The organism is Phenylobacterium sp. J426 (genome assembly GCF_024699945.1).
In the GTDB taxonomy this organism is placed as follows: domain Bacteria; phylum Pseudomonadota; class Alphaproteobacteria; order Caulobacterales; family Caulobacteraceae; genus Phenylobacterium.
The window spans coordinates 204,297-224,311 of the sequence record NZ_JAJOMY010000002.1 but is presented as its reverse complement, the minus strand read 5'-3'; the positions used below and the strand labels follow the sequence as shown (position 1 = coordinate 224,311).

Here is a 20,015-nt window from a genome sequence, read left to right as displayed (position 1 = left end):
GCGAGGGCGCGCGACGCTCGCGGCCGTCTTCGCGCGCTCAAGCATCAGCGACGCTTCGCAGCTGATTCCCGTGTTGCGATGCGGAGACCTCGCAACAGGACGTTCCGATGGCCGACAACCTGTGCTACCGCAGCCGCGACGTGACCCTGAGCCATCTCGTCTATGTGAGCATCAGCCGCCTGGAGACGCAGGCCACCACCAGGGCCTTGGAAGCTTTGGTGAGCGAGGCGGCTGCGCGGAATAGGGCGCACGGCATTACCGGGGCGCTCCTGCTCGCGGGCGGAAGGTTCCTGCAGTACCTTGAAGGACCGCAGCCCAATCTTCTGAGATTGATGCAGGCGATACGACGCGACCCGCGGCACGAGGACGTGCAAATCCTGCGGTTTGGCGAGAGCGCGTCCCGCCGGTTTCCAGCCTGGTCCCTCGCCTACGCGGGGAATTCGCCGACCGCCCAACGCGTCCTGACGCTGGCGGCCGACGACGGGGCGGCTCATGGCCGAGACTGGTCAGACGACCTCGTTGGCCTCCTGGAGGACTGTGCCGATTTCCAGAGCATCGATGTCCCAGCGAAACCGGGCTTGAGCAAGTTCGTTCGCGGACGTCTCACTTAGAGGTTCGGCGAAGAGAAAGCCCTGAGCGAAACGGTATCCCTTTCGCTTGAGGGCGCGGGCATGTTCCTTCGTTTCGACGCCCTCGCTAAACGCGCGCAGACCCAAGCCGTGTGCGATGGCGCCCACGGCCCGGGCGATGACGTGCGTTTCAGGCTCGGCGCTGAAGTGCGACACGAAGCTCCGATCAAGCTTCAGGCCGTCGAAAGGAAAAGCCCGAAGGTAAGTGAGCGAGGCGAACCCTGTCCCGAAATCGTCCAGAAGGATGCGGACGCCGAGCTCCCTCAAAGAATCGAGTTGCGCTGAAGCGCTGTCGTTCGCGGCCAGGGGCACCGTCTCGGTGATCTCGATGTGCAAGCGCTCTGCGGCCAGTCCGGAGGCTTGCAGCGCCGCTTCAATAACCGAGCGAAGCTGGCCGGAGCGAAACTGGACGCTCGACACGTTCACCGACAGAAACATCTCCGGCGGCCAGGCTGCGGCCGCGGCGCAGCTGGTCCGCAGAACGAGCTCGCCAATCTGCTCGATCTCGCCGGTTTCCTCTGCGAGCTCAATCAGCTCCGTAAGCGGCGCCGAGCTGAGTTGCTTGTCCCTGCAGCGCAAAAGAGCTTCGAATCCTGCGACGTAACCGCTCTGGAGGTCTACAATAGGCTGATACGCCACGTAGAAGAGCCGTCTCAGGAGGGCGCGTTTGAGCGCAACCTTGAGCCGCCAGCGCCTCGCGATCGAGTCCGCCATGCCCTGATCGAAGATCCGGAAGGTGTTGCGGCCCTCTGTCTTGGCCCGATAGAGCGCCACATCGGCTGAACGGATCAACTCCTCGGCATCTACGGCTTGACGCGACGCTAACGTGACTCCGACGCTGGCGCCTAAGAGGATCTGCGCGCCATCGACGACGAATGGCCGCCTGAATTGAGCCAGAAGTGCTTCAGAGAGCGCTTCAACATCCGCCCTGGCCTCAATCGGCCGGAAGATCCCAAACTCGTCACCGCCGAACCGGCAGGCCGCTCCGTCGGCGCAAAACTTGCGGAGCCGCCGTCCAACCTTCTGTAGAAGCTGGTCGCCAGATCGATGGCCTAGGGTGTCGTTGACGTCCTTGAAACCATCGAGGTCAACATAGAAAAGCGCCAACAATCGAGGCTCGGCCGCGGCCAGTTCCGCCGACAGGCGCTCCAGGAACGCAGCTCTGTTTCCGAGCCCGGTCAGGGCGTCAACGCGTACCGCTCGGGTCAACCGGTTGAGGGAGCGGCGGCTTTCTGTCTCTCGCGCGTGTTCTGCGGTGACATCTCGGCTGAAGAGCACAACGTTCGAGCCGGCGGGGCAGGCTCGCACCTCGATCCATCGATCTGACCAAGGCAGATGCACCTTGAGCCTACGTTCCACAGCGGCCCCGAGAGAGCGCTCGATCCACGGGAAAAACCCGATCCTCCCACCCTCTGGCAGGAGAGAGGCCAGCAACTGCCCTTCTTCGAGAGAATTCGGCGCAACCTGTTGTTGCGCGACACTGTTATAGTACGTGAGCTTGCCACCGTGATCGATGACCATGATCCCATCGGTCGCGCTGTCCACGATTGTGCGCAGCGTCTGTAGCTCAGCGCTTTGTTCGGCGTCCGTCCATTGAGGATCTAAGGCCGCGTTGGCGCCAAGGCTGACTGGGATACTCACAAATGAACAGCGTCTACTGGCGACCGAGCTGCGTCAATCGCTAAGCGTGACGAGGGATGCGGCGTTTCGCGTCGTGTCGCTGCGGGATGAACGGGCGAGCGTGCAGGCGCGCGCCGAGCGGCGGCATAAGGCTCGCCGTCCGCGCCAGCGGTGAACGCCCGCTCGATGTCAATGCAATGGACGTCATGCCTGCCGGTCGAAGGGCTACAGCAGCAGGTCATCGCGCGTTCGTGCAGACAGAAGGGCGGCGATCCGCAGTGGGAGGCGATCATCGTGCCGGAAGTTGCGTCGAGGGCGGCCGTCTCCGAGATTGACCGCGCCGTCACCCAGCGCGCGAGCCGAGCGACTCAACGCTCTTCCACCGGCGAAACGGGCGCGCCTCGGGTCTCAATCTGATGTGTCGCGTCTCTCCTGAGGCCCCTAAGGCGGGACGCCGGTGATCGACGGTGTTCCGCACCGCTCCGCCCATCGTTCTGCCCGACGTCAGGCCCCCGCCCCGTTAGAGGGGGCGAGCAGATCAGCGAAACATGACGCCTAACCTCAGCCGGCCATCATGCAGCGCTTCCCTGCCGGGGCTTGCCAGCCTCAGCGCTCGCTGGCCGCCATCCTTGAGACCGGGAACCTAAGGTCAAGCTCTGCGCTACAGCGCTACGGAGGGGTGATGTCCAAGGCAGCGGGGGAGCTCATCGCGGCTGCGGCCGGCGAGGAAACGGCGCCGGTCAGCCCGGGCCCGGAGCAGCTGGCGCTCTTCATCGAAGGCGCGCCGGCGGCGATCGCCATGTTCGACCGCGAGATGCGCTACCTCGCGGCCTCCCGTCGGATGATTACGGACCTGCGCCTGCCGGCTGACACCCAGCTGATCGGGCGATCGCACTACGACGTCTTCCCTGACGTCCCCGCCACGTGGCGGGATATCCACGCCCGCGTGCTCGCGGGGAAACGCTGTCCGCCGCTGAGGACGCCTTCGAGCGGGCGGACGGCTCCACGGACTGGATCCGGTGGGAGATGCGGCCTTGGCATGAGCCAGACGGCGCCGTGGGCGGCGCCATGCTGTTCTCGGAAGTCATCACCGGCGAGGTGGAGGCGCGGCGCGCCCGCGAACGCACCGAAGCCGAGCTCGCCCAGAGCGAGGCCCGGTTTCGCGCAGCCGTGCAGGCGGTTCACGGCGTCCTCTGGACCAATGACCCGGAGGGGCGGATGGTCGGCGAGCAGCCCGGATGGGCGGCTCTGACGGGCCAGAGCCGAGAAGACTACGAAGGGTTTGGCTGGTCGAAGGCGGTCCATCCCGAGGACGCCGAACCGACGGTGGAGGCCTGGCTCGCCGCCGTCCGGGAGCGACGGCCGTTCATCTTCGAGCACCGGCTGAAACGCGCCGACGGGGCCTGGCGTCGTTTCGCCATCCGAGCCGTGCCCGTGCTCGACAGGGACGGAGACATCCAGGAGTGGGTCGGGGTCCACACGGATGTGACGGCCGAGCGAGACGCAGAGGCGCGACTGCAGGAGAGCGAAGCGCGCCTTCGAGCCGTTTTCGAAGCCGTGCCGGTCGGCCTCGTGATCGCCGAGGCTCCGACCGGCCGCATCGTCGGCGGCAATCGACAGGTGGAAGAGGTGTTCGGCCACTCAGTTCTGCCATCGCCGGACATCGACAGCTACCGCGACTGGGTCAGCCATCATGCTGACGGGGGCCGTGTGCTAGGCGAGGAGTATCCGCTATCGCGCGCGCTGCGGGGCGAGGCCGAGCGGCCTCGACTGGACGTCCTCTACGAGCGCGGGGACGGCCGCCAGGCCTGGGTTCGTCTCGTGGCGTCGCCGATCCGCAACGAGTTCTCGGACATCACCGGCGCGGTCGTCGCCTGTCTGGACATCGACGGGGAACGACGGGCCCGGGAGGCCTTGGCCCGCCTCAACCAGTCCTTGGAGGCGGAGGTCGCCGAGCGCACCGAGGACCGGGATCGGATGTGGCGGCTCACGACCGACCTCATGCTGGTTGCGGGCCTGGACGCCAGCATCCAGGCGGTCAATCCGCGGTGGTCGACTTTGCTGGGGTGGCGAGAAGAGGAGCTGATCGGCGCGGAGTTCATGAGCTTCGTGCACCCGGACGATCGTGAGGCGACTCTGGCGGAAGTCGGGCGACTGGCGGAAGGGGCGACCACGTTCCGGTTCGAGAACCGCTATCGTGCGCGAGACGGCGATTATCGGTGGATCTCCTGGATCGCGGTGCCTTCGGAAGGCCTAATCCACGCCGCGGGACGTGACGTCACGGAGGAGAAGGCGGCGGCGGCCGAGCTCGCCCGGGCCCAGGACGCGCTTCGGCAAAGCCAGAAGCTGGAAAGCATGGGGCAGCTCACCGGCGGCGTGGCGCACGACTTCAACAACCTGCTGACGCCGATCATCGGCAGCCTGGACATGCTGCAGCGTCGTGGCCTCGGCGGAGAACGCGAGCGGCGGCTCATGGACGGCGCGCTGCAATCCGCGGAACGCGCCAAGGTCCTGGTGCAGCGGCTGCTGGCCTTCGCGCGGCGCCAACCGTTGCAGGCCGTCCCCGTGCACCTAGGTCCAGTCATCGAAGGCATGGCGGATCTCATCAGCAGCACCTCGGGTCCGCAGATCCGCGTGACCTTCGACGTCGAGCCGGGCCTGCCTCCGGTGATGGCTGACCGCAATCAATTGGAAATGGCGATCCTGAACCTGGCGGTGAACGCCCGAGACGCCATGCCTCATGGCGGGCGCCTGACGCTAAGCGCGGAGGCGGCGACGGTCACCCGCCCCGAGAAGGACGAGCCTCGTCCCGGGCGCTACGTCCGGCTGCGGGTCGCCGACACCGGCCACGGCATGGATGAGGAAACCCTGGCCCGCGCCGTCCGAGCCGTTCTTCAGCACCAAGGGCCTGGGTCAGGGCACGGGCCTCGGCCTGTCCATGGTGCACGGCCTGGCGGCGCAGCTCGGTGGCGCGCTGACGCTGCGGAGTCGTCCGGACGCGGGCGCCGCCGTCGACCTCTGGCTTCCCGTGACGGCCGAGCGCGAACCGGTCGAGGACGGTACGGCTCTGGAGGCTGAAAGCCCCGGGGCCGGGGTCGTGCTGCTCGTCGACGACGAGGAGATCGTGCGCATGACGACGGCCGAGATGCTCTCCGAGCTCGGCTACACGGTCGTCCAGGCGGCGAGCGCGGAGGAGGCCTTGGCGCGCATCACAGGCGGTCTTCGTTTCGATGCGCTCGTCACGGACCACCTCATGCCTGGCAAGACCGGAGCCGAGCTGGCGGACGAGGTCCGCGCGCTTTCGCCGACCGTGCGTGTGCTGGTGATCTCTGGATATGCGCAGGAAGCGGGACTTCCGGCTCACATCCCGCGCCTGACGAAGCCATTCCGGCGGCGCGAGCTCGCCGCAGCTCTAATGGATGAGAGAACCTAGCGCGCGCGCTCACCGCTGGCGGACCGATAGTGAGGAACGGTGCGGCCCCGGGGGGCGTTGTCGGCTACGGGCGCCATGAATGTCGCAGGTCAGGGGATTCGGCTGCCCAGCAGCGGTGCGCGTTCTCTTCACCGACACCACTGCCCGTAGCGCCGGACCGTGGGATCGCTACTGCGAGCAAAAGCACGACCTGTGCCTTTACCTAGGACGCGGCATCAGCACCTTAAGCCGGCTGAGCTCCAGGGATCCTCGTCTCGCCGTCATCCGAATTGCTGCCATGGCAAGGTTGCGACGACGGTCAAGGTTGGTCCCGCCCCCCCACGCACAGCAGCCCTGTTTATTCATGGCCTATGCCAGGTTCACGCCCGCGTCGTCGCCCCGTCTAGCCAGGCCCGTTCGCTCGGACACTCCCGCCGTGCTGCGCCTCTAGCGCTCGTAGATGAGTGAAGTAGGTCCTGATTTGCTCGGCCTCCGCCTCGGTCAGCTGAACCTTCCACATCTGCCGTGGCGGCCGAAGGAGAACGCCCTCGACGTACTCCGGATGATCCCTGGCGATTTCGGCGAAGGTCGGGGCGTCCGGTCGGACGCTTTCCGATCCATCTGGCGTCGCATTGTGACATTCTGCGCAGACGCGTTGCACGACTTCCGGCGCCGCGACGGCAGTTGCTGTCGGCGCAGCCACACGTGGCGTCGTGGCCTGAGTTTCCAGCTTTGGCTCACACCCGGCGAGTACTCCGGCCAGGGCGATCGCGCCAAGCCATGCGGAGCGGTGGGCGTAGGTCTTCAAGCGCGTCCCCCGTCGGTTGCGAAATGATGCAGCGAATAGCGTGGAAGAGCGGTTCTGCAAGCGGTAGGCGCAGATTGACGCTACAATTTAGACGCCGTCCCCGTTGCGGCCCTCCCCCCATGCAAGGGGCGCCGTCCGCAGCTGAACCTTTCAGCTGCCGGGCGCTCTTGAGCCTAGCGGCCACGAACCGGCCCGTTGCTCGCAAGCCGCAGCGTCACTTGCTATGAGGCGTGAGTCTACAAACCTCGCCTCAGAACTGCGCTCCGCATTCGTGCAGGCAGCGCGGGCCCGTGAGAGAGCCTCGCCCATGACGCCAGCTCTGAAGACCTGCCCCAATCCCTGGTGCCGAAACAGCGATCCGGTGCTCCATAGCGGCGGCGCGGGACTCCGCTTCAAGTGCAAGACCTGCGGTGTTCACCCGCCGGGTTGGAGTTCCTGCCGATCCGAAGCGATCGACGCCTGGAACAACCGAGACCCGCTGGCGCAATGACGAGCGCTAGGTTGAGGCAGCCGTGCGAGCTTCTGCCTCAGACGCAAGGCTCACCGGCGTTCTGCCGGCTTGGGCGGCGCTGACGTGCACCGCCGCGTCTTCTCGGCGAAGGTCGACGAGCATCGTTCCCCGCCGCTGAGACAGCGGCCCTCAATTGCGCTGCGTAATATCCGTGCGGGTCCTGTCCAAGCCGTGGTCTAGCCTCAGCGTGTGATCACCGCGATCCCAGGCTGATGCGCCGGGGCGCGCTGCCAGCCACCTTTCGTCAAACCTCGCCCGACGAGGCGAGCCGGAGAGGCGGGCTCGACATAGCCCTGAACATCGCCCGGCTCAGGCGCGAGGCCGAGCACGCGGACATCGCAGCAGCCCTGCCGCCTGCGGTTCGAAGATCTCTGATCCGAGTTTCCAGCCGCAAGATTCCTTGGGCTGGACGCGGGAGAACGCCTTCCCCTAAGGCCGAGCCTGAGTCTCGGCCGACCCCTGTGAGCGGGCGCCGCCCCCGCCACGCCCCTGGGGGAGCAGGAGGAAGGCGAGGCGGTTTGACCCCACTTAGGGGGTTGTCGCCCGGAGGGCTCGATCATGCCCCGCAACCCAACCCCGAAGGCTGCCGAGGCGCTCGCGCGGCTGATCGCCTCCGGCCCGCTTGCCGTCGACGATCGCGAGGCGCTGCAGCTTGGCGCCGGCGTGAGCCCCAGCCAGGCCGCCGCGCTTATCGAGCGGTTCGGCTCCTTCCCTGAAACACTCGGCGCTTCGGCGGCGGAGCTTGAGCGTCTCGCGCCGAGGCCTCAAGCCGCACGCATTGTGCTGATGCACGACGTGGCGGCGCGCCTGCTCCGAGCGCCCTTGCGGGCGCGCCCCATGCTCAGCGGCTGGGACGCCGTGGAAGACCACCTGCGCGCGGCCCTGGCCGGCCGCGCCCGGGCCGAGCTGCGAATCCTGTTCCTCGACGGGCGTAATCGGCTGATCCGCGACGAAGTTATGGCGCGAGGGACGGTCGATCATGTGCCCGTCTATCCGCGGGAGATCGTCGGCCGGGCGCTGGAGCTCAACGCCTCCGCGTTGGTGTTGGCCACGAACCACCCCGGCGGCTTGCCGACGCCATCTGAGACCGAGGTTGAGGTGACGCGGCAGGTGGTCGCGGCAGGCCGCGTCCTGCAGATCGCGGTGCACGACCACTACCTGATCGCCGGCGACCAGGTGGCGAGCTTCCGCGCCCTGGGGCTGCTATGAGCGGGCCCCCAACCCTGGCCGCCATCGTGCGCGCGCTGGGCGGCGAGCTCTACGCCGGCGGTCGGCGCGCCAGCGTGCCGGGCCCCGGCCACAGCCCCGCGGACCGCTCGGTGTCGTTGCTGCTGAGCGGCGATCGGGTCGTGGTCCACAGCTTCGCCGGCGAGGACTGGCGCGTTGTGCTCGCCGACCTGGAGAGCCGCGGTCTCGTCGATCGCACAGGCCGGCTGATCGGATCTGCGACGGGCGGGCCGGCGCCGCCCTTGATCCCACTCGGGCGAAGGCTGGCGGCGGCGCGCCAGCTCTGGTCCGAGGCGCGGCCTTTGGCCGGCACCCTGTCAGCCCGACACCTCGCCCTACGCGCGGTGCGGCCGCCGTCGGAGGGGCTGCGGCATCATCCGGCCGCGCCGATGGCGATCTACGCGGAGGCGGGCGACCGCCGGCCGGCGCTGCTGGCCGCCATTCGCCGGCCGGATGGCGAACTTGCCGGCGTGGAGGTCACCTATCTCGCCGCAGACGGCGGTCGGGCGCGGGTCCGCCTGCCGCGCAAGACCGTGGGTCTCCGCCCTGCGGGGTCCGCCGTGCGCCTGGCGCCCGCCGGGCCGCGGCTGCTCGTGGGGGAGGGCGTCTTCACCTGTCTGTCGGCGGCCGAGGTCTTTGACCTGCCGGCGTGGGCGCTGCTCACCGCCGACAACCTGCGAAGCTGGCGGCCGCCGTCGGAGGTCGACTTCGTCCTGGTGGCCGGCGACCGGGGCCAGGTCGGTGAGACCGCAGCCTTCGAGCTGTCTGCCCGGCTGGCCGCGTTAGGCGTCCGCTCGAATGTGCGTCTGCCGCCGGCGCCCTTCGGGGACTGGAACGAGGCGAGGGCCCTGGGCGCGGGAGGGGAAGGGACGGTCGGCAATAGCCGAGGCTGATCGGGTCCGAGGTCGCAACCGACCCGAGCGACGCGATGGCAAACTGTTCCGGCGCAGAAGTGTGTGCGCTCCCCTGAGCGGCTTGGCTTCGGACGGCCGAGGCGTTCAGGATGCTTGTCGGTTGTCCCGCTGGCCGGGGTCGCCCGGGCCGAAGCCTCCTTCCTCACTGCCGAGCAGCGCCTCGCCCGCGGACCGCCGGATGTCGTGCGGAATGCGGCTCCGGTTCTCGCGCCGTCGATGCCGCAACGCACCCGGACGTCGGAAGCCGGTCTTCGTGGCGGCGCGTGGGCGGCCCCCGCTGAGCGCCGCTGGAGGTGGAGCGAGGGCCGCGGGGATGGGCCGCGGTGCGGGGACCTCGGCCGGGAGACCTACCATGACCTCACGTTCCGACGCCGCCGCCGGGCGGCGCGGGGGCTGGCCGCCTGCGGCGGTCGAAACCCTGAAGTCCTTGTGGCTGGCCGGCGATCTGTCGGCCGCCGACATCGCGCGCCGTTTCGGCGTGACCCGCAACGCCGTCCTTGGCAAGGTTCATCGGCTGGGGCTCTCCGGCCAGCGCCCGCGCGGCCCGAAGGCCGCCGGGTCTAGGGGCTCCGCCCGATCGGCCTTTGAGCGCCGATGGACAGGCGCGACGCTCCATCCGGCGGAACGCGTGCGCGACGATCCCTTGGCAGGAGCCGCGTTCGGAGACCCGGCCCGGTTGTGCGCCTGCCTCTGGCGCGCACCCCGACCGGGCCGAGCCTGGCCCCGGACTGGCGGCGACCCTCGACCAGCTGCCGCCCGGCGCCTGTCGCTGGCCGATCGGCGATCCGAAGGCGGCCGACTTCAGCTTCTGCGGTCGTCCCGCCGGCGTTCTGAGCTACTGCCCGTTCCACTGGCGTCGGGCGCACGCGCCGCCGAGTTCGTCGCGGTTCCGGCGGAGGAGAGCGTCTCCCGGACGGTCTTAGAGGCTGCCTGGGGTGAGGGGGCAGCGGGGGGCGCCTGTCGCAGGGGATGAGGAGGGTGGCTGAAGCTTCGCCGGACGCGGGACACGGCGCGCAAGGGTTCGCTGACGCCGCCTGCGGCGCCCTTGCCCGCCGCTCCGCCCCGGCGCGGGTCGCGCGAGCCTCGGCTCATCCCTTCATTCAGGAGCCCCCCCATGCGCCCCTCGCCCACCTACTTCAACGCCGCCGAGCTGGACGCCTTCGACGCCTTGACCGCCGCCCTCCAGGACCCTCGTCCGCATCCAACCGAGCCGCAGCTTCGGCAGCTCGGCCAAGCCCTGGCCAACGAACTGCTCGACACCTTGCTCGGCACGGCGCTGGAAGACCATGTCGAGACGATCTGCGAGACCTTCATCGGCGGCCTGCATGCCGCAGTTCAGCGCCTGGACCGGCAGGCCGACCGTGAGCGCGAGGCGCTCGCCGCCCTGCTCCGGGACTTCGACGGCAGCGAGGTGGCCGACGTCGACCTGCAGGAGGCCAAACAGCGGGCGGACGCCCTTGACGTGGCGGTGGCGGCGGTGGAACGCGTCCGCGACGCAGCCGCCGCCGTCTATGCCAGCGCCACAGGCGAGGTCTGGAGCCCCTGGCGCGGCTCCGTCCGCGGCGGGACTGAGACGGCCGCCCAGGCCGACGCGCGATCGGCCCTGCGCGCCCTCGAAGCCCGGCGTCGTGGGGCGGCTGAGCCCGGCGACTTCGTCGTCGCCTTCCGAGCATCTCCCCGGAGCGATGCGCCGGAGGACGCCTGCCGCATCTTCGACGCCCTCAACTGGGCCCGCGCCGAGTGGCCCCAGATGAGCCTCGCGCTGACCGGCGCCAAGGGCGGCGAGCGCATCGCGCGTCGCTGGGCGCAGCAGAACCGGGTCAAGCTGATCCTGGCCAGGCCCGACTTCGATCGCCACGGGCGCTCCGCCCCGTTCCGCGCCAACGACCAAATGATGGCGCTGCAACCGGTCTGCGTGCTGGTGCTCCCCGAAAGCCTTGGCGCGGCGGCCTCGGCCAAGGCCCCGCCGTTCGGGCCCGCCCTTAACCTGGCGGAGCTTGCCCGGCGGCGCGGCGTGCGATGCCTGCGCGTCGCCGCCAAGCCTCTCAGCGCGCCGGCCGTCTGAAGACGGGCGGGCGGCGGCGTCCAAGACGGCGCGCCGCCCGCCATTCCCTGGCGTACATTGTGAATATTGATGGGCGCCCCCGGCGGCCCGGGCCGGGAGTGGAAATATCGCCCTTGTCAGCGATATGGCGCAGTCCGCCTCCTTCCGCATCGCGCCTGTTGAGGTCAGCGGAGCAAGTGATGGCCGAGCCCCAGGCCGAACCCTTCCATATGGCGTTGGCATACCTCCGCGATCGTCTGCAGTCAGGCGACTACCGACCGGGCGCGCGCATCATCGCCGTCGACCTGGCGGACGAGTTGCGACTCAGCACCACCCCGGTCAGGGAGGCGCTATCGCGTCTAGCCGGCGAGGGGCTGGTGGAGGATCGCAGGGGGCAGGGCTACTTTGTCCGGCTGCTGAGCGCTGCGGACATTGCAGATCTGTACCGCATGAGCTTGGCCCATCTGCTCATCGCCCACGAGCCGCGGCGCACGGCCCGGACGATCGGGGCCGCGTCACACCCCACGGCGGAGGCGGTCGAACGGGCGCCCGTGTCGGCGATCGAGGAGCTCTTCCGGCGATGGGTGCTGCTCACCGGGAGCCGGATGCTCGTCTCCGCCTTCAGGGTCCTGCAGGTCCAGCTCGGGCCGGTCCGGCGGCTGGAAGCTCGCGCGCTCAGCGACCTCTCCGGAGAGGCGGCTCGCCTGATCGAAGCCGATGGTGCGTCCCGCAGCGATCGATTGACCCTCCTGCGGCAGTTCCATGGCTTGCGCATCCGAGAGGCGGAGCGGCTCGCCGCCCTTTTGGAAGCGGACGGTCGGGCCGCGCCTGAATAGAGCGAATATAGTTTGAATGCACACACCTTAGGTTGTGAACTCAACCGGTCGCCACCTCGCGACAAGAGGAAGGAGATCACCATGACCAAGCTGTTCAACCTGCGGAGCTTCCGTGTTCTGCGCATGGGCGGCGCCAAGGCGTCGACGTACGGCGAACTGGACGGCAACGCCGTTGAGATCGACGACCGTCTGTATTTCAAGCCCTGAATGGACGCGGCGCCGGCTTCGCGGCCGGTGCCCGTTCTTGCCCATGGCGCCCGTGGTGCGATCCGATGTGCATGCCGCCCTGCTCGGCGACGACGTCGTTCTTCTCGACGTCGGCGGCGACGCCTACCTCTGCCTGCCAGGCCTCGCCGGCGCTTGGCGCGAGGGCGTGACGAGCGACGGCCAGGTGCGGGCGGTAGAACTCGAAGCGGCCCTGGCGGCCGCCGGCCTCCTGTCGGCGACGCCGGCGTCTCAAGGGCGCAGACCGCTCCTGCCGTCGCCGACCGTCGCCCGGCTTGGCGGGCGGGAGGCGCATCTGTCGGTTCCCGAGGCTTGGGCCCTGGCCGGCGCCTTGTGGGACGTTTTCTGGCGCTACCGTGGGCGCCGTCTTGCGCAGGTCCTGCGCTTCGCCGCCGATCGCCGCGGCGTTCCGGCCCACGCCGACATCCACGAGATCTCCCGGCTTAGCGCCGCCTTCGAGCGCTTGGCGGTCTGGCTCCCCTTCCGGCCAAATGCCTCGTCCGAAGCTTCGCCCTTCTGTGTTTCCTGCGGCGCTGCGGGCATGACGCCGCCTGGTGCTTTGGTGTCAGCACCTGGCCCTTCGCCGCCCATTGCTGGCTGCAAGTGGGCGAGGTCGCCCTCGACGACCATCCGGATCAACTCGCGGCCTACACGCCCATCCATGTCGTCTGAGGGTCCCGAGTACCTGGCCTTCGCTTGGCCGGCGGAAGCGGCGGAGGCCAGCGCCCAGGCGGCGCGTTGGCGTGAATGGCTCCAGACCGCCGAAGGCTGGCGGCCGCTGCACTTTGAACCGGGTCTCGAGGTGTGGAGCGGTCGGCGGCGGGCGCTGGACGTGACCCCATGGGCGGGCGGCGTGGTTCTCGGCGGACTGCGGTCCTCCCGGGCTCGGCTTCCTGGGCTCGCCAGGGCGAAGGGGCCTTGGCAGGCGGCCCGCAGCCTCTGCGACGTTTGCTGGGGCCGCTACGTGGCCCTCATCCGCCGGCCGGGCGAAGCCCCCATGGTCTTCCGCGATCCCTCGGGGAGCTTGGATGCGGCGACCTGGCGATCGGGCGCGCTCGTGGCGGTCGCCAGCGACGTCGCCGGTCTGCCGCCCAGCTTCGCCCCCCATGATCTCGCCCTGGACTGGGATGCGATCACTGACTTTGTGCGTCGGCCGCTCACCGCCGTCGATCGGTGCGGCCTGATCGGCTACCATACGGTGGCGCCCGGGGCCCTCCAGCCCATGGGACGCGACGCCGCGGCCGCGGAAGCGGTCTGGCGTCCGCAGGACCATGCGGGCAACACCGCCATTCCAGAGGCCGAGGCGCGACTGCGCGACGAGGTTCTGCGATGCGCCGGATTGGTCCTCGACGACGGCCCTGCGCTGGTCGAGGTTTCCGGAGGACTGGACTCCGCGATCGTCGCCGCCGCCCTCGCCACGGCGGAGCGCCGGGCGGAGCTTACGGGCCTCAACTACTATGGCGATCGTCCGGAGGGGGACGAACGCGGCTGGGCCCGCTCGGTGTGCGCCTCGGCGGGCCTGCCCCTGATCGAGCATCCGAAGACCATCGTCCCGGTCGCGGAGGCCGACTTCGACGCCTTTGCGACCGGCCTTCGCCCCGCTTTCAACGCGCTGGATCCCGATCGCGACCGGCACACCGCTGACGTGGCGGCCGGCCTGGGGGCGTCGGCGATCTTCACTGGCAGCGGCGGCGACGCCCTGTTCTTCCAGCATCCGACGCCCCTGGTGGTGGCCGACTATCGCCGGGCGCACGGCCGGCTGTCGTGGACCGATCCGTTCGCCGCCGATGTGGCGCGATGGCTGCGCCGGTCGATATGGTCCGTACGGCGCGGCGCCCGCGCCAGGCGTCGCGGAGACGGGCCTGGCTCGGTCCTTTGGGGGCCTAGAACTCGGGAACCGGTGACTCGGGCAGCCCATCCATGGCTCACCGACATCGGAGGGCTGCCGCCGGCCAAGCAGATTCAGATCGAGTTGATCGCGGCGGCTCAGGCCGCCTCCGGGGTAAGCCGGCGCGCGACGGCGGCGGACCTGCGGCACCCGCTGCTGTCGCAGCCGATCGTGGAGCTGTGTCTGGCCATACCCACCTGGAGCCATGTCGCCGACGGGCGGGATCGCGGCCTGGTGCGCGAGGCGTTCGCCGGGCGTTTGCCCGACGCGGTGCTCCAGCGCCGCTCGAAGGGCGCGCTCACCTCCCTCTACACACGCCGGGCGGCGACGAGCCTGGACTTCCTGCGGCCTTACCTCTTGGACGGTGTGCTGGCGAATGCAGGCGTGCTCGACCGGGCCGCTCTCGACGCGGCCCTTGATGTCGACCGGCTCATCTGGCGAGCTGATGGGGCTCGGGTCATGGGCGCCGCCATGGTCGAGGCCTGGGTGAGACACTGGCAGACGCACGCGCCTGACGCGGCTCATGCGGCGCGCCGCCGGCGGCCGCCGAGCCTGGCTTGAGGTTCTCGTCCAAGAAGGCGAAGGCGCGCTGGTGATAGTCGCGGATCGCGCCCGGACTGGCGATGCGGTGCTCCTCGCCCCAGTAGACCACCAGCATGGCGTCCTTGCCCTGCCTGAAGAGGCTCGAGAACACCTGCTGGGCCTCGCTGACGGGGATGGTGTCGAGCTCTCCGTGCAAGATCAGCACGGGGGCTCGAATGCGGTCCGCCTGCAGCACCGGGCTGTTGCGGACGTAGCGGTCCACCGCCGCCCAGGGCGGCGCCCGCATGTCCGCTTGCAAGTCCTCCGTCCAGCCGGCGGAAGGGGCGACGCCGAGCCCTCCCTCGGGGAGGGCCATCCGGCGCAAGCCGAAATTGCCGTGCATGCTGAACAGGTTGGCGGGCGCGGCCTGCGCGACGACCGCGGAAAACCGGTCGGTTTGGCCAGCCATCGCCAGGGCGGCGTAGCCGCCAAAGCTTACACCCCAAACGCCCAGGCGCGCAGGATCGAAGGCGCCGCGCAGATCCGGCTGCCGGGTCGCCGTGTCCACAATCTCGAGCACGCGCTGCGCGAGGCCAGGCGCAGGCCCTTCCGCCTGATCTCCATCGGGCAGGCTCGGGATGAGCACAGCAAAGCCCTGGCCGGCCAGCAGCGCCGGCGTCTCCAGGCCGCCTCCGGTCCGGACGTCCATATAGGCGGGGAACGTCGGGAAGCTAGACCCGGGATAGGGCCAAACCACGAGTGGCGGTGGCGGCGAGTTCGGGGCGAGGGTTGGGGGCAACAGCACCCAGCTTGTGAGGGGGATTCCGCCAGGACCAGCGTGCGGCACGGCGACGACCCTCGGGGGATCGACCTCAGCGAGCCCACGATTGAGCGTCAGGAGCGGCGTGACGTCGCCGGCGGCTGATCGCCAGGCGATCTCCTCCCCCCCACCGCGGACGCCAGCGGCTGACCACCAGCCCGTGCGGGCCGGCCGCAAGCAACTTCGCGTCTGGGGCGCGGGCGAGCCACGGCGGCGGCTCCGCCGCCTCTAGCGGAAACTGCTCGCGCCGGCGCCGGAGGCCCTGAACGAGGGGAATGGCCAGGCGCGCGCCGGGTGCGGAGATCAGGCGCGGGGCGTCGTCGCGCCCAATGCGCCAGGCCCCATCGCCGGCTGGAAGCCAGAGCGCGGCATCCGTGAGGACGGAAGGCTCTGAAGGCGCTGGCGACGGAAGAGACGCGGTGAGGCCGATGGCGCGGTCCCGCTCAAGCCGGAACCACTCCGGCCGGGCGTCCTGTGGGGCGCTGGCGGCCGTGCCGAACACCACCGGCCGGCCGCTCAGCCAGCCGGCCCGGACAGCTGCGGGGCGGCCGCTCACATGTGGGCGCACCGCGAGGAGCGGCTGGACGGCGCTGGTGGACGCCTCCACCCGCAGCAGGCGGCCTGCGCTCCACGGGTGGCCGTCGGCCCGGCCCAGCACCAGCAGCTCGTCGGCGGCCGGCGCCCATCGCAGGAGCTGCGGGAGCATGTCGTGGTCCCGGGCGATCGGGCGGATGGCGCCGGTTCGCGCATCGACCAGAGACAGCCGCGTGCGGCGGGTCTCGGTCCCATGGGGCCCCTGCACCGGCTGGTCGGAGCGCAGCGGGATCAAGGGCCCGGCCGAAAACGCCGCGATCCAGCGGCCGCTGGCGGAGATCTCGAGATCAGTGAAGCGGCCAACGGCCAGGGTGCGGACCGCGCCGGTCGCCAGGTCGACGCGGACCATGCGGCCCGGCGGGTCCTGGGGCGTCTGGTCGAGATATCGGCCGCTGCCCAGCACCGTAGCGCTGACGCCGCCGTGCGCATTGATGCGCCGCCGGTCCGCGAGCAGCGGCGTGTAGCGACGCAGCCGCAAATCCAGGGGGAGCAGACCCTCCGGAGCGGTCAGCACGACCAGGGCATGGTCGCCGAGCCATTGCACGGTCTCGCCGGTCGGGTTGAGCTCCGGCGTGAGGTCCAGCCAGGTCACCTGGGCGGCGGCGATGTCGGCGACGCCCAGCCGCCATTCGCCGTCGGAGAGCCGGAACACGGCGAGCCGCTCCCCATCGGGGGAGAGCGGGCCCATGGCGTAGCCGGCCTTGGCAGTCGCGCCGTCCGCCTGGAAGAGCGGCCGCGGCGCGGCTGGCTGGCGCAGGTCGACCGCGTGCAGGCCCGTGCGCAGGATGTCGTTGCGCAGATCGTAGTCGAACGCCGCACCGCTCTCGTAAGGGCCTCTCAGCTCCAGTACCGCCCAGCGGGCGCCCAGCGCCACGCGGCCGACGGCCTCGCGGGCGAGGACATCATCGACCGTGACCGGCCGCGCCGCCGCCGAGCAGGCGAGCAGCGACACGGCCGCGGCCGCAAGGCGGCCGCAAACCAGGAGGCGCATCACCAGCTGCGGGTGAGCTGGATGGAGACGAAGCGGCCGACCACGTCCGCCGTGGCGGGATCGAAGCCGAAGCCGGTGGGGTTGTCGTAGAACGGCGGGCGCTGATCGAACAGGTTGCGGATGTTGAGGCTGACGGCCAGCCCCTCCCACAGTCCGCCGCCGACCGTCGTCCACCGCGCCTGGGCGTCGAGCGTCGTCTGATCAGCGATCGAGTGGCCCAGGAGATCGCGGAAACCGCTCATGTAGGCGCCGCCAAGACCGAGGCTCAGCCCGCCGCGGGACCAATCGAGGGTCGCGCGCGCCCGCGTTTTGGCGGGAAAGTTGGGCTGGCCGAGCATCTCGACGTACTCGGCGGCGGGTGTGATCGCCTGCTCGTAATCCAGCAGCCGCGAGCCGCTGGCGCCGACCGACATCTTCCCGCCGAACGCCGCCCAGGCGTAGCTCGCCTGGAGGTCGAGCCCGCTCACCTTCAGCCCGGCGGTGTTCACGTAGCGCATGTCGACGACGGCGCCGTACTCTGTCGGAGCGAACACCCCCTGATCGGTGGAGGTAAAGGGCTCCGCGAGGAGCGCGGTGATGTAGGCCAAATCCGCGGCGTTCGACGCGGGCGAGATGCGCCGGACGAAGGGCGAGAGACGGGGGTCGGTGAGCGCGGCCGTACGGTTGGTGAAGGCGGGTCGGTCGATCCGATCCTTGAACTTGGTGCTGAACCACGTCGCCGAGAGCTTCAGTCCCGGCATAGCCGCTGGCGTCCAGTCCACGCCCGCGGTCAGGGTCGTGGCGGTTTCCGGACCGAGATCCGGGTTTCCGCCCTGCAGGGCCAGCGAGAGGATGCGGTCCGCGCCTGAGGCCAAGCGGACGGGTCCATTGCTGCGCGACTCGGCCAGTTCCTGGAGCGCCGGCGCCCGATAGGATTCGCCATAGGTGCTCCGCACCAGGAGACCCTCGATGGGTGTCCACTGCAGGCCGACACGCGGATTTAAGGTGTCGCCGAAGTCGCTGTATCGCTCCCCGCGCAGAGCGGCGGAGAGTTCGAGGCGCGCCACGCCGGGGCGCCGGTTGGCGTCGCCGATCAGCGGCGCCCGCACTTCCGCATAGACCGCCGCGACCGTTCGCTCGGTCTGGAGCCCGTCGATGGCTTGCGGGGCGACGGTGGCCACATAGGTCGACCCGCTTCGGCGGAACGTCTCGCGGCGGACCTGCGCGCCCAGCGCCGCCTTCACCTCGCCGCCCGGGAGGTCGAACAGGGACCCGTCCGCCTGGGCGTTGACCGAGGCGACGCGGCTGCGGAACCGCGTGCGGCTGAAGCCGGAGCCGATCGCCGCCAGCGTGGCTGGGGCGTTCGCCGCCTGGCCCGCGAAGGGGTTGAAGTATCCGTCGCGCGCCGGGCTGTACTCGGTCGCCGGGCTGTCCGGCCGGTTTCCTAAGGCCTCGGCGAGTATCAGCGAATGGAGCGAGCCGGTCGTACGTCCTTCGATGATCTCCTGGGCGAAGGCGCCGTAACCCGAAGCCCGCCAGTCGCCGAACAGCGGCGCCTCCAGCCCAACCGTTCCGGACAGGCTCTCGGTGGTGGCCCGTATCTCCGGGTTCGGAAGCTCAGCGAAGGCGTACTGAATCTGATGGCTGGTCGCGCCGCTGGGCGAAACGAAGAAGGGGTTGTTGCGTGACACCGACAGGGTCGAGATCAACGGTCCGCTTGTCACCTTCACGCTGCGGAAGCTGTGCCGGAGATCCCCGGAGAGCTGCAGCTCCTGGCCAAGCTCCTGGTGCCAGGCGAGATAGGCGCTCGATCGCCTCTGGCTCGGGAGCAGATCAACACCCTGGTTCTGGTTGAAGCGGTTCACGGCGCCCGGGGCGAAGCTCGCCGGGTCCAGACCGACCCCTGGCTGGCCGCCGGGGATCGCCCAGTAAGGCGTGCTGGCGCCCGTCGCGGGATCGGCTCGCAGGATATTGCCGGGGAAGCTGAAGGTGTCCCGCCGGTCGGTTCCGCCCCAGACGCGGAGATCGGACGTGGCGGCGAAATCCCGCTCATCGGAGACCAGGGCCTCCCGGCGGTAGAGTTCAAAGCCCCCGAGCAGGCTCCCGGAGGACCAAGTCTTTCCAACCGCCCCTCCGAGAAGACCCTCCCGCGGCGAACCGCCGTCGCCCACGCCGCCGCGAACGCGAAGCTCGCCGCCCTCCAGACGCTCGCGGAGGATCACATTGACGACGCCCCCGACGGCGTCCGAGCCATAAAGCGCGGACGCGCCGTCGAGCAGGATCTCCACCCTCTCCACCGCGATCGTTGGGATGCTCGACAGGTCGGTGAAGTCGCCCTTGTTGCCGGCCCCCCGCCAGCCGTCGCCCGTTGACGAGGACGAGCGTGGCGTCGCTGCCCAGGCCTCGCAGGTTGACGCTGACGCCATAACCGGAGTTGGTGCCGAGGCCGTCGGCCCGGGTGGTCACCGTGCCTTCCGTCGACTGGCCGGCGAAGTTCTGGGGCAGCGTCTGCAGCGCGGCCGCCACGGTAAAGTGGCCGGTGCGCTCGAGATCGTTGCGATCCAGGCTGACCACCGGAGCCGCGGGGCTGCCGCCCCGAATGTGCGACCCGGTGACCCTCAGCTCCGACACGGTATGGGGCGCCGCGCGCCCGGGCTCGGTCTCAGCGGTGTGGATCGGGCCGCCGTCAATCCCTCCGAAAGGGGGCGGAGCCGCTCGGGAAGCCTCCGGGGTCGCGGGCGGCTTGGCCGGCTGCGCGGCGGGCCCTGGTGGCGGAGCTTGCCGCTTGAGCACCACCATCCGCGGGCCAACGCGGGTGGCGACAATGTCGTCCGACCCCACTAGCCGGCGAATGGCCTGTTCCGTGCTCAAGCGCCCGGCGATAGCCGGCGCAGACCGGTCCTTCACCAGTTCAGGTGCGAAGACCAGTTGATCGCCGGTTTGCGCCGACAGCGCGGCGAGGGAGGCTTCGAGCCTCCCGGCCGGAATGCTGATG

The 20,015-nt window shown here is 69.9% G+C and carries 15 protein-coding genes and 3 pseudogenes; 13 read left to right on the top strand and 5 right to left on the bottom strand.

From position 1 onward, the window contains the following. Positions 1-107: 107 nt before the first annotated feature. Complete coding sequence (locus tag LRS10_RS25510; RefSeq protein ID WP_374571311.1) at positions 108-611, top strand: BLUF domain-containing protein; 504 nt, start codon at positions 108-110, stop codon at positions 609-611. Here the strand turns inward: LRS10_RS25510 and LRS10_RS22700 are convergent. After that, the gene (locus LRS10_RS22700) at positions 507-2,270 is read right to left on the bottom strand and encodes a bifunctional diguanylate cyclase/phosphodiesterase (RefSeq protein WP_257839436.1); all 1,764 of its coding nucleotides are present in this window, start codon (positions 2,268-2,270) and stop codon (positions 507-509) included. The two genes, LRS10_RS25510 and LRS10_RS22700, sit on opposite strands and share 105 nt — an antisense overlap. 553 nt (positions 2,271-2,823) lie before the next feature. Here LRS10_RS22700 and LRS10_RS25505 point away from each other — a divergent pair. The 12 genes and pseudogenes from LRS10_RS25505 to LRS10_RS22655 form a co-directional block, all read left to right on the top strand. Further along, positions 2,824-3,198 (top strand): annotated as a pseudogene (locus tag LRS10_RS25505) (PAS domain-containing protein); the annotation flags it as partial. 77 nt (positions 3,199-3,275) lie between these two features. Continuing rightward, positions 3,276-5,327 carry a PAS domain S-box protein gene (locus LRS10_RS22695; protein ID WP_257839435.1) on the top strand — a complete coding sequence of 684 codons (2,052 nt, stop codon included), beginning with the start codon at positions 3,276-3,278 and terminating at the stop codon, positions 5,325-5,327. Beyond that, complete coding sequence (locus LRS10_RS22690) at positions 5,224-5,682, top strand: response regulator (protein ID WP_374571409.1); 459 nt, start codon at positions 5,224-5,226, stop codon at positions 5,680-5,682. Before LRS10_RS22695 ends, LRS10_RS22690 begins: the two co-directional genes overlap by 104 nt. 1,856 nt (positions 5,683-7,538) lie before the next feature. After that, positions 7,539-8,189 carry a RadC family protein gene (locus LRS10_RS22685; protein ID WP_257839433.1) on the top strand — a complete coding sequence of 217 codons (651 nt, stop codon included), beginning with the start codon at positions 7,539-7,541 and terminating at the stop codon, positions 8,187-8,189. Further along, positions 8,186-9,100, top strand: a complete 915-nt coding sequence (locus tag LRS10_RS22680) for a toprim domain-containing protein (protein ID WP_257839432.1) — start codon at positions 8,186-8,188, stop codon at positions 9,098-9,100. The genes LRS10_RS22685 and LRS10_RS22680 overlap by 4 nt, the downstream gene beginning before the upstream one ends. Then, positions 9,006-9,689, top strand: a pseudogene (locus LRS10_RS25500) (GcrA family cell cycle regulator); the annotation flags it as partial. The gene LRS10_RS22680 and the pseudogene LRS10_RS25500, both read left to right, overlap by 95 nt. Then, positions 9,619-10,044, top strand: coding sequence for a GcrA family cell cycle regulator (locus tag LRS10_RS25495; protein WP_374571304.1), 426 nt, complete (start codon positions 9,619-9,621; stop codon positions 10,042-10,044). The pseudogene LRS10_RS25500 and the gene LRS10_RS25495, both read left to right, overlap by 71 nt. Before the next feature lie 191 nt (positions 10,045-10,235). Next, the gene (locus LRS10_RS22670; RefSeq protein WP_257839430.1) at positions 10,236-11,186 is read left to right on the top strand and encodes a DUF2493 domain-containing protein; all 951 of its coding nucleotides are present in this window, start codon (positions 10,236-10,238) and stop codon (positions 11,184-11,186) included. Between the two features lie 179 nt (positions 11,187-11,365). Beyond that, on the top strand, positions 11,366-12,001 hold the full coding sequence (locus LRS10_RS22665) for a GntR family transcriptional regulator (protein ID WP_257839429.1): 636 nt from the start codon (positions 11,366-11,368) through the stop codon (positions 11,999-12,001). An 81-nt stretch (positions 12,002-12,082) separates the two neighbouring features. After that, positions 12,083-12,208, top strand: a complete 126-nt coding sequence (locus LRS10_RS22660; protein WP_257839428.1) for a hypothetical protein — start codon at positions 12,083-12,085, stop codon at positions 12,206-12,208. 489 nt (positions 12,209-12,697) lie between these two features. Continuing rightward, positions 12,698-12,898, top strand: a complete 201-nt coding sequence (locus LRS10_RS25490; RefSeq protein ID WP_374571406.1) for a lasso peptide biosynthesis B2 protein — start codon at positions 12,698-12,700, stop codon at positions 12,896-12,898. Then, entirely contained in the window at positions 12,888-14,675 is a 1,788-nt protein-coding gene (locus LRS10_RS22655) for an asparagine synthase-related protein (protein WP_374571403.1), read from the top strand. The genes LRS10_RS25490 and LRS10_RS22655 overlap by 11 nt, the downstream gene beginning before the upstream one ends. Here the strand turns inward: LRS10_RS22655 and LRS10_RS22650 are convergent. The 4 genes and pseudogenes from LRS10_RS22650 to LRS10_RS25485 all read right to left on the bottom strand — a co-directional run. Beyond that, complete coding sequence (locus tag LRS10_RS22650; RefSeq protein ID WP_257839426.1) at positions 14,572-15,345, bottom strand: S9 family peptidase; 774 nt, start codon at positions 15,343-15,345, stop codon at positions 14,572-14,574. The genes LRS10_RS22655 and LRS10_RS22650 overlap by 104 nt on opposite strands. Before the next feature lie 163 nt (positions 15,346-15,508). Next, a complete protein-coding gene (locus LRS10_RS22645) occupies positions 15,509-17,041 on the bottom strand; it encodes a hypothetical protein (RefSeq protein ID WP_257839425.1) in 1,533 nt (510 codons plus the stop codon). Further along, positions 17,041-19,446: a TonB-dependent receptor domain-containing protein gene (locus LRS10_RS22640; RefSeq protein WP_257839424.1), complete on the bottom strand. Its 2,406-nt coding sequence runs from the start codon at positions 19,444-19,446 to the stop codon at positions 17,041-17,043. The genes LRS10_RS22645 and LRS10_RS22640 overlap by 1 nt, the downstream gene beginning before the upstream one ends. Then, positions 19,412-19,819: pseudogene (locus LRS10_RS25485) on the bottom strand (TonB-dependent receptor); the annotation flags it as partial. The pseudogene LRS10_RS25485 and the gene LRS10_RS22640, both read right to left, overlap by 35 nt. Between the last annotated feature and the right edge of the window lie 196 nt (positions 19,820-20,015).

Bases quoted from the DNA above. Each gene is read 5' to 3' on its own strand.
- LRS10_RS22665 (WP_257839429.1), top strand. From the start codon at position 11,366: ATGGCCGAGCCCCAGGCCGAACCCTTCCATATGGCGTTGGCATACCTC.
- LRS10_RS22660 (WP_257839428.1), top strand. From the start codon at position 12,083: ATGACCAAGCTGTTCAACCTGCGGAGCTTCCGTGTTCTGCGCATGGGC.
- LRS10_RS25510 (WP_374571311.1), top strand. From the start codon at position 108: ATGGCCGACAACCTGTGCTACCGCAGCCGCGACGTGACCCTGAGCCAT.
- LRS10_RS22655 (WP_374571403.1), top strand. From the start codon at position 12,888: ATGTCGTCTGAGGGTCCCGAGTACCTGGCCTTCGCTTGGCCGGCGGAA.
- LRS10_RS22695 (WP_257839435.1), top strand. From the start codon at position 3,276: ATGCGGCCTTGGCATGAGCCAGACGGCGCCGTGGGCGGCGCCATGCTG.
- LRS10_RS22680 (WP_257839432.1), top strand. From the start codon at position 8,186: ATGAGCGGGCCCCCAACCCTGGCCGCCATCGTGCGCGCGCTGGGCGGC.
- LRS10_RS22650 (WP_257839426.1), bottom strand. From the start codon at position 15,345: ATGGACGTCCGGACCGGAGGCGGCCTGGAGACGCCGGCGCTGCTGGCC.
- LRS10_RS22645 (WP_257839425.1), bottom strand. From the start codon at position 17,041: ATGCGCCTCCTGGTTTGCGGCCGCCTTGCGGCCGCGGCCGTGTCGCTG.
- LRS10_RS22670 (WP_257839430.1), top strand. From the start codon at position 10,236: ATGCGCCCCTCGCCCACCTACTTCAACGCCGCCGAGCTGGACGCCTTC.
- LRS10_RS22640 (WP_257839424.1), bottom strand. From the start codon at position 19,446: ATGGCGTCAGCGTCAACCTGCGAGGCCTGGGCAGCGACGCCACGCTCG.
- LRS10_RS22685 (WP_257839433.1), top strand. From the start codon at position 7,539: ATGCCCCGCAACCCAACCCCGAAGGCTGCCGAGGCGCTCGCGCGGCTG.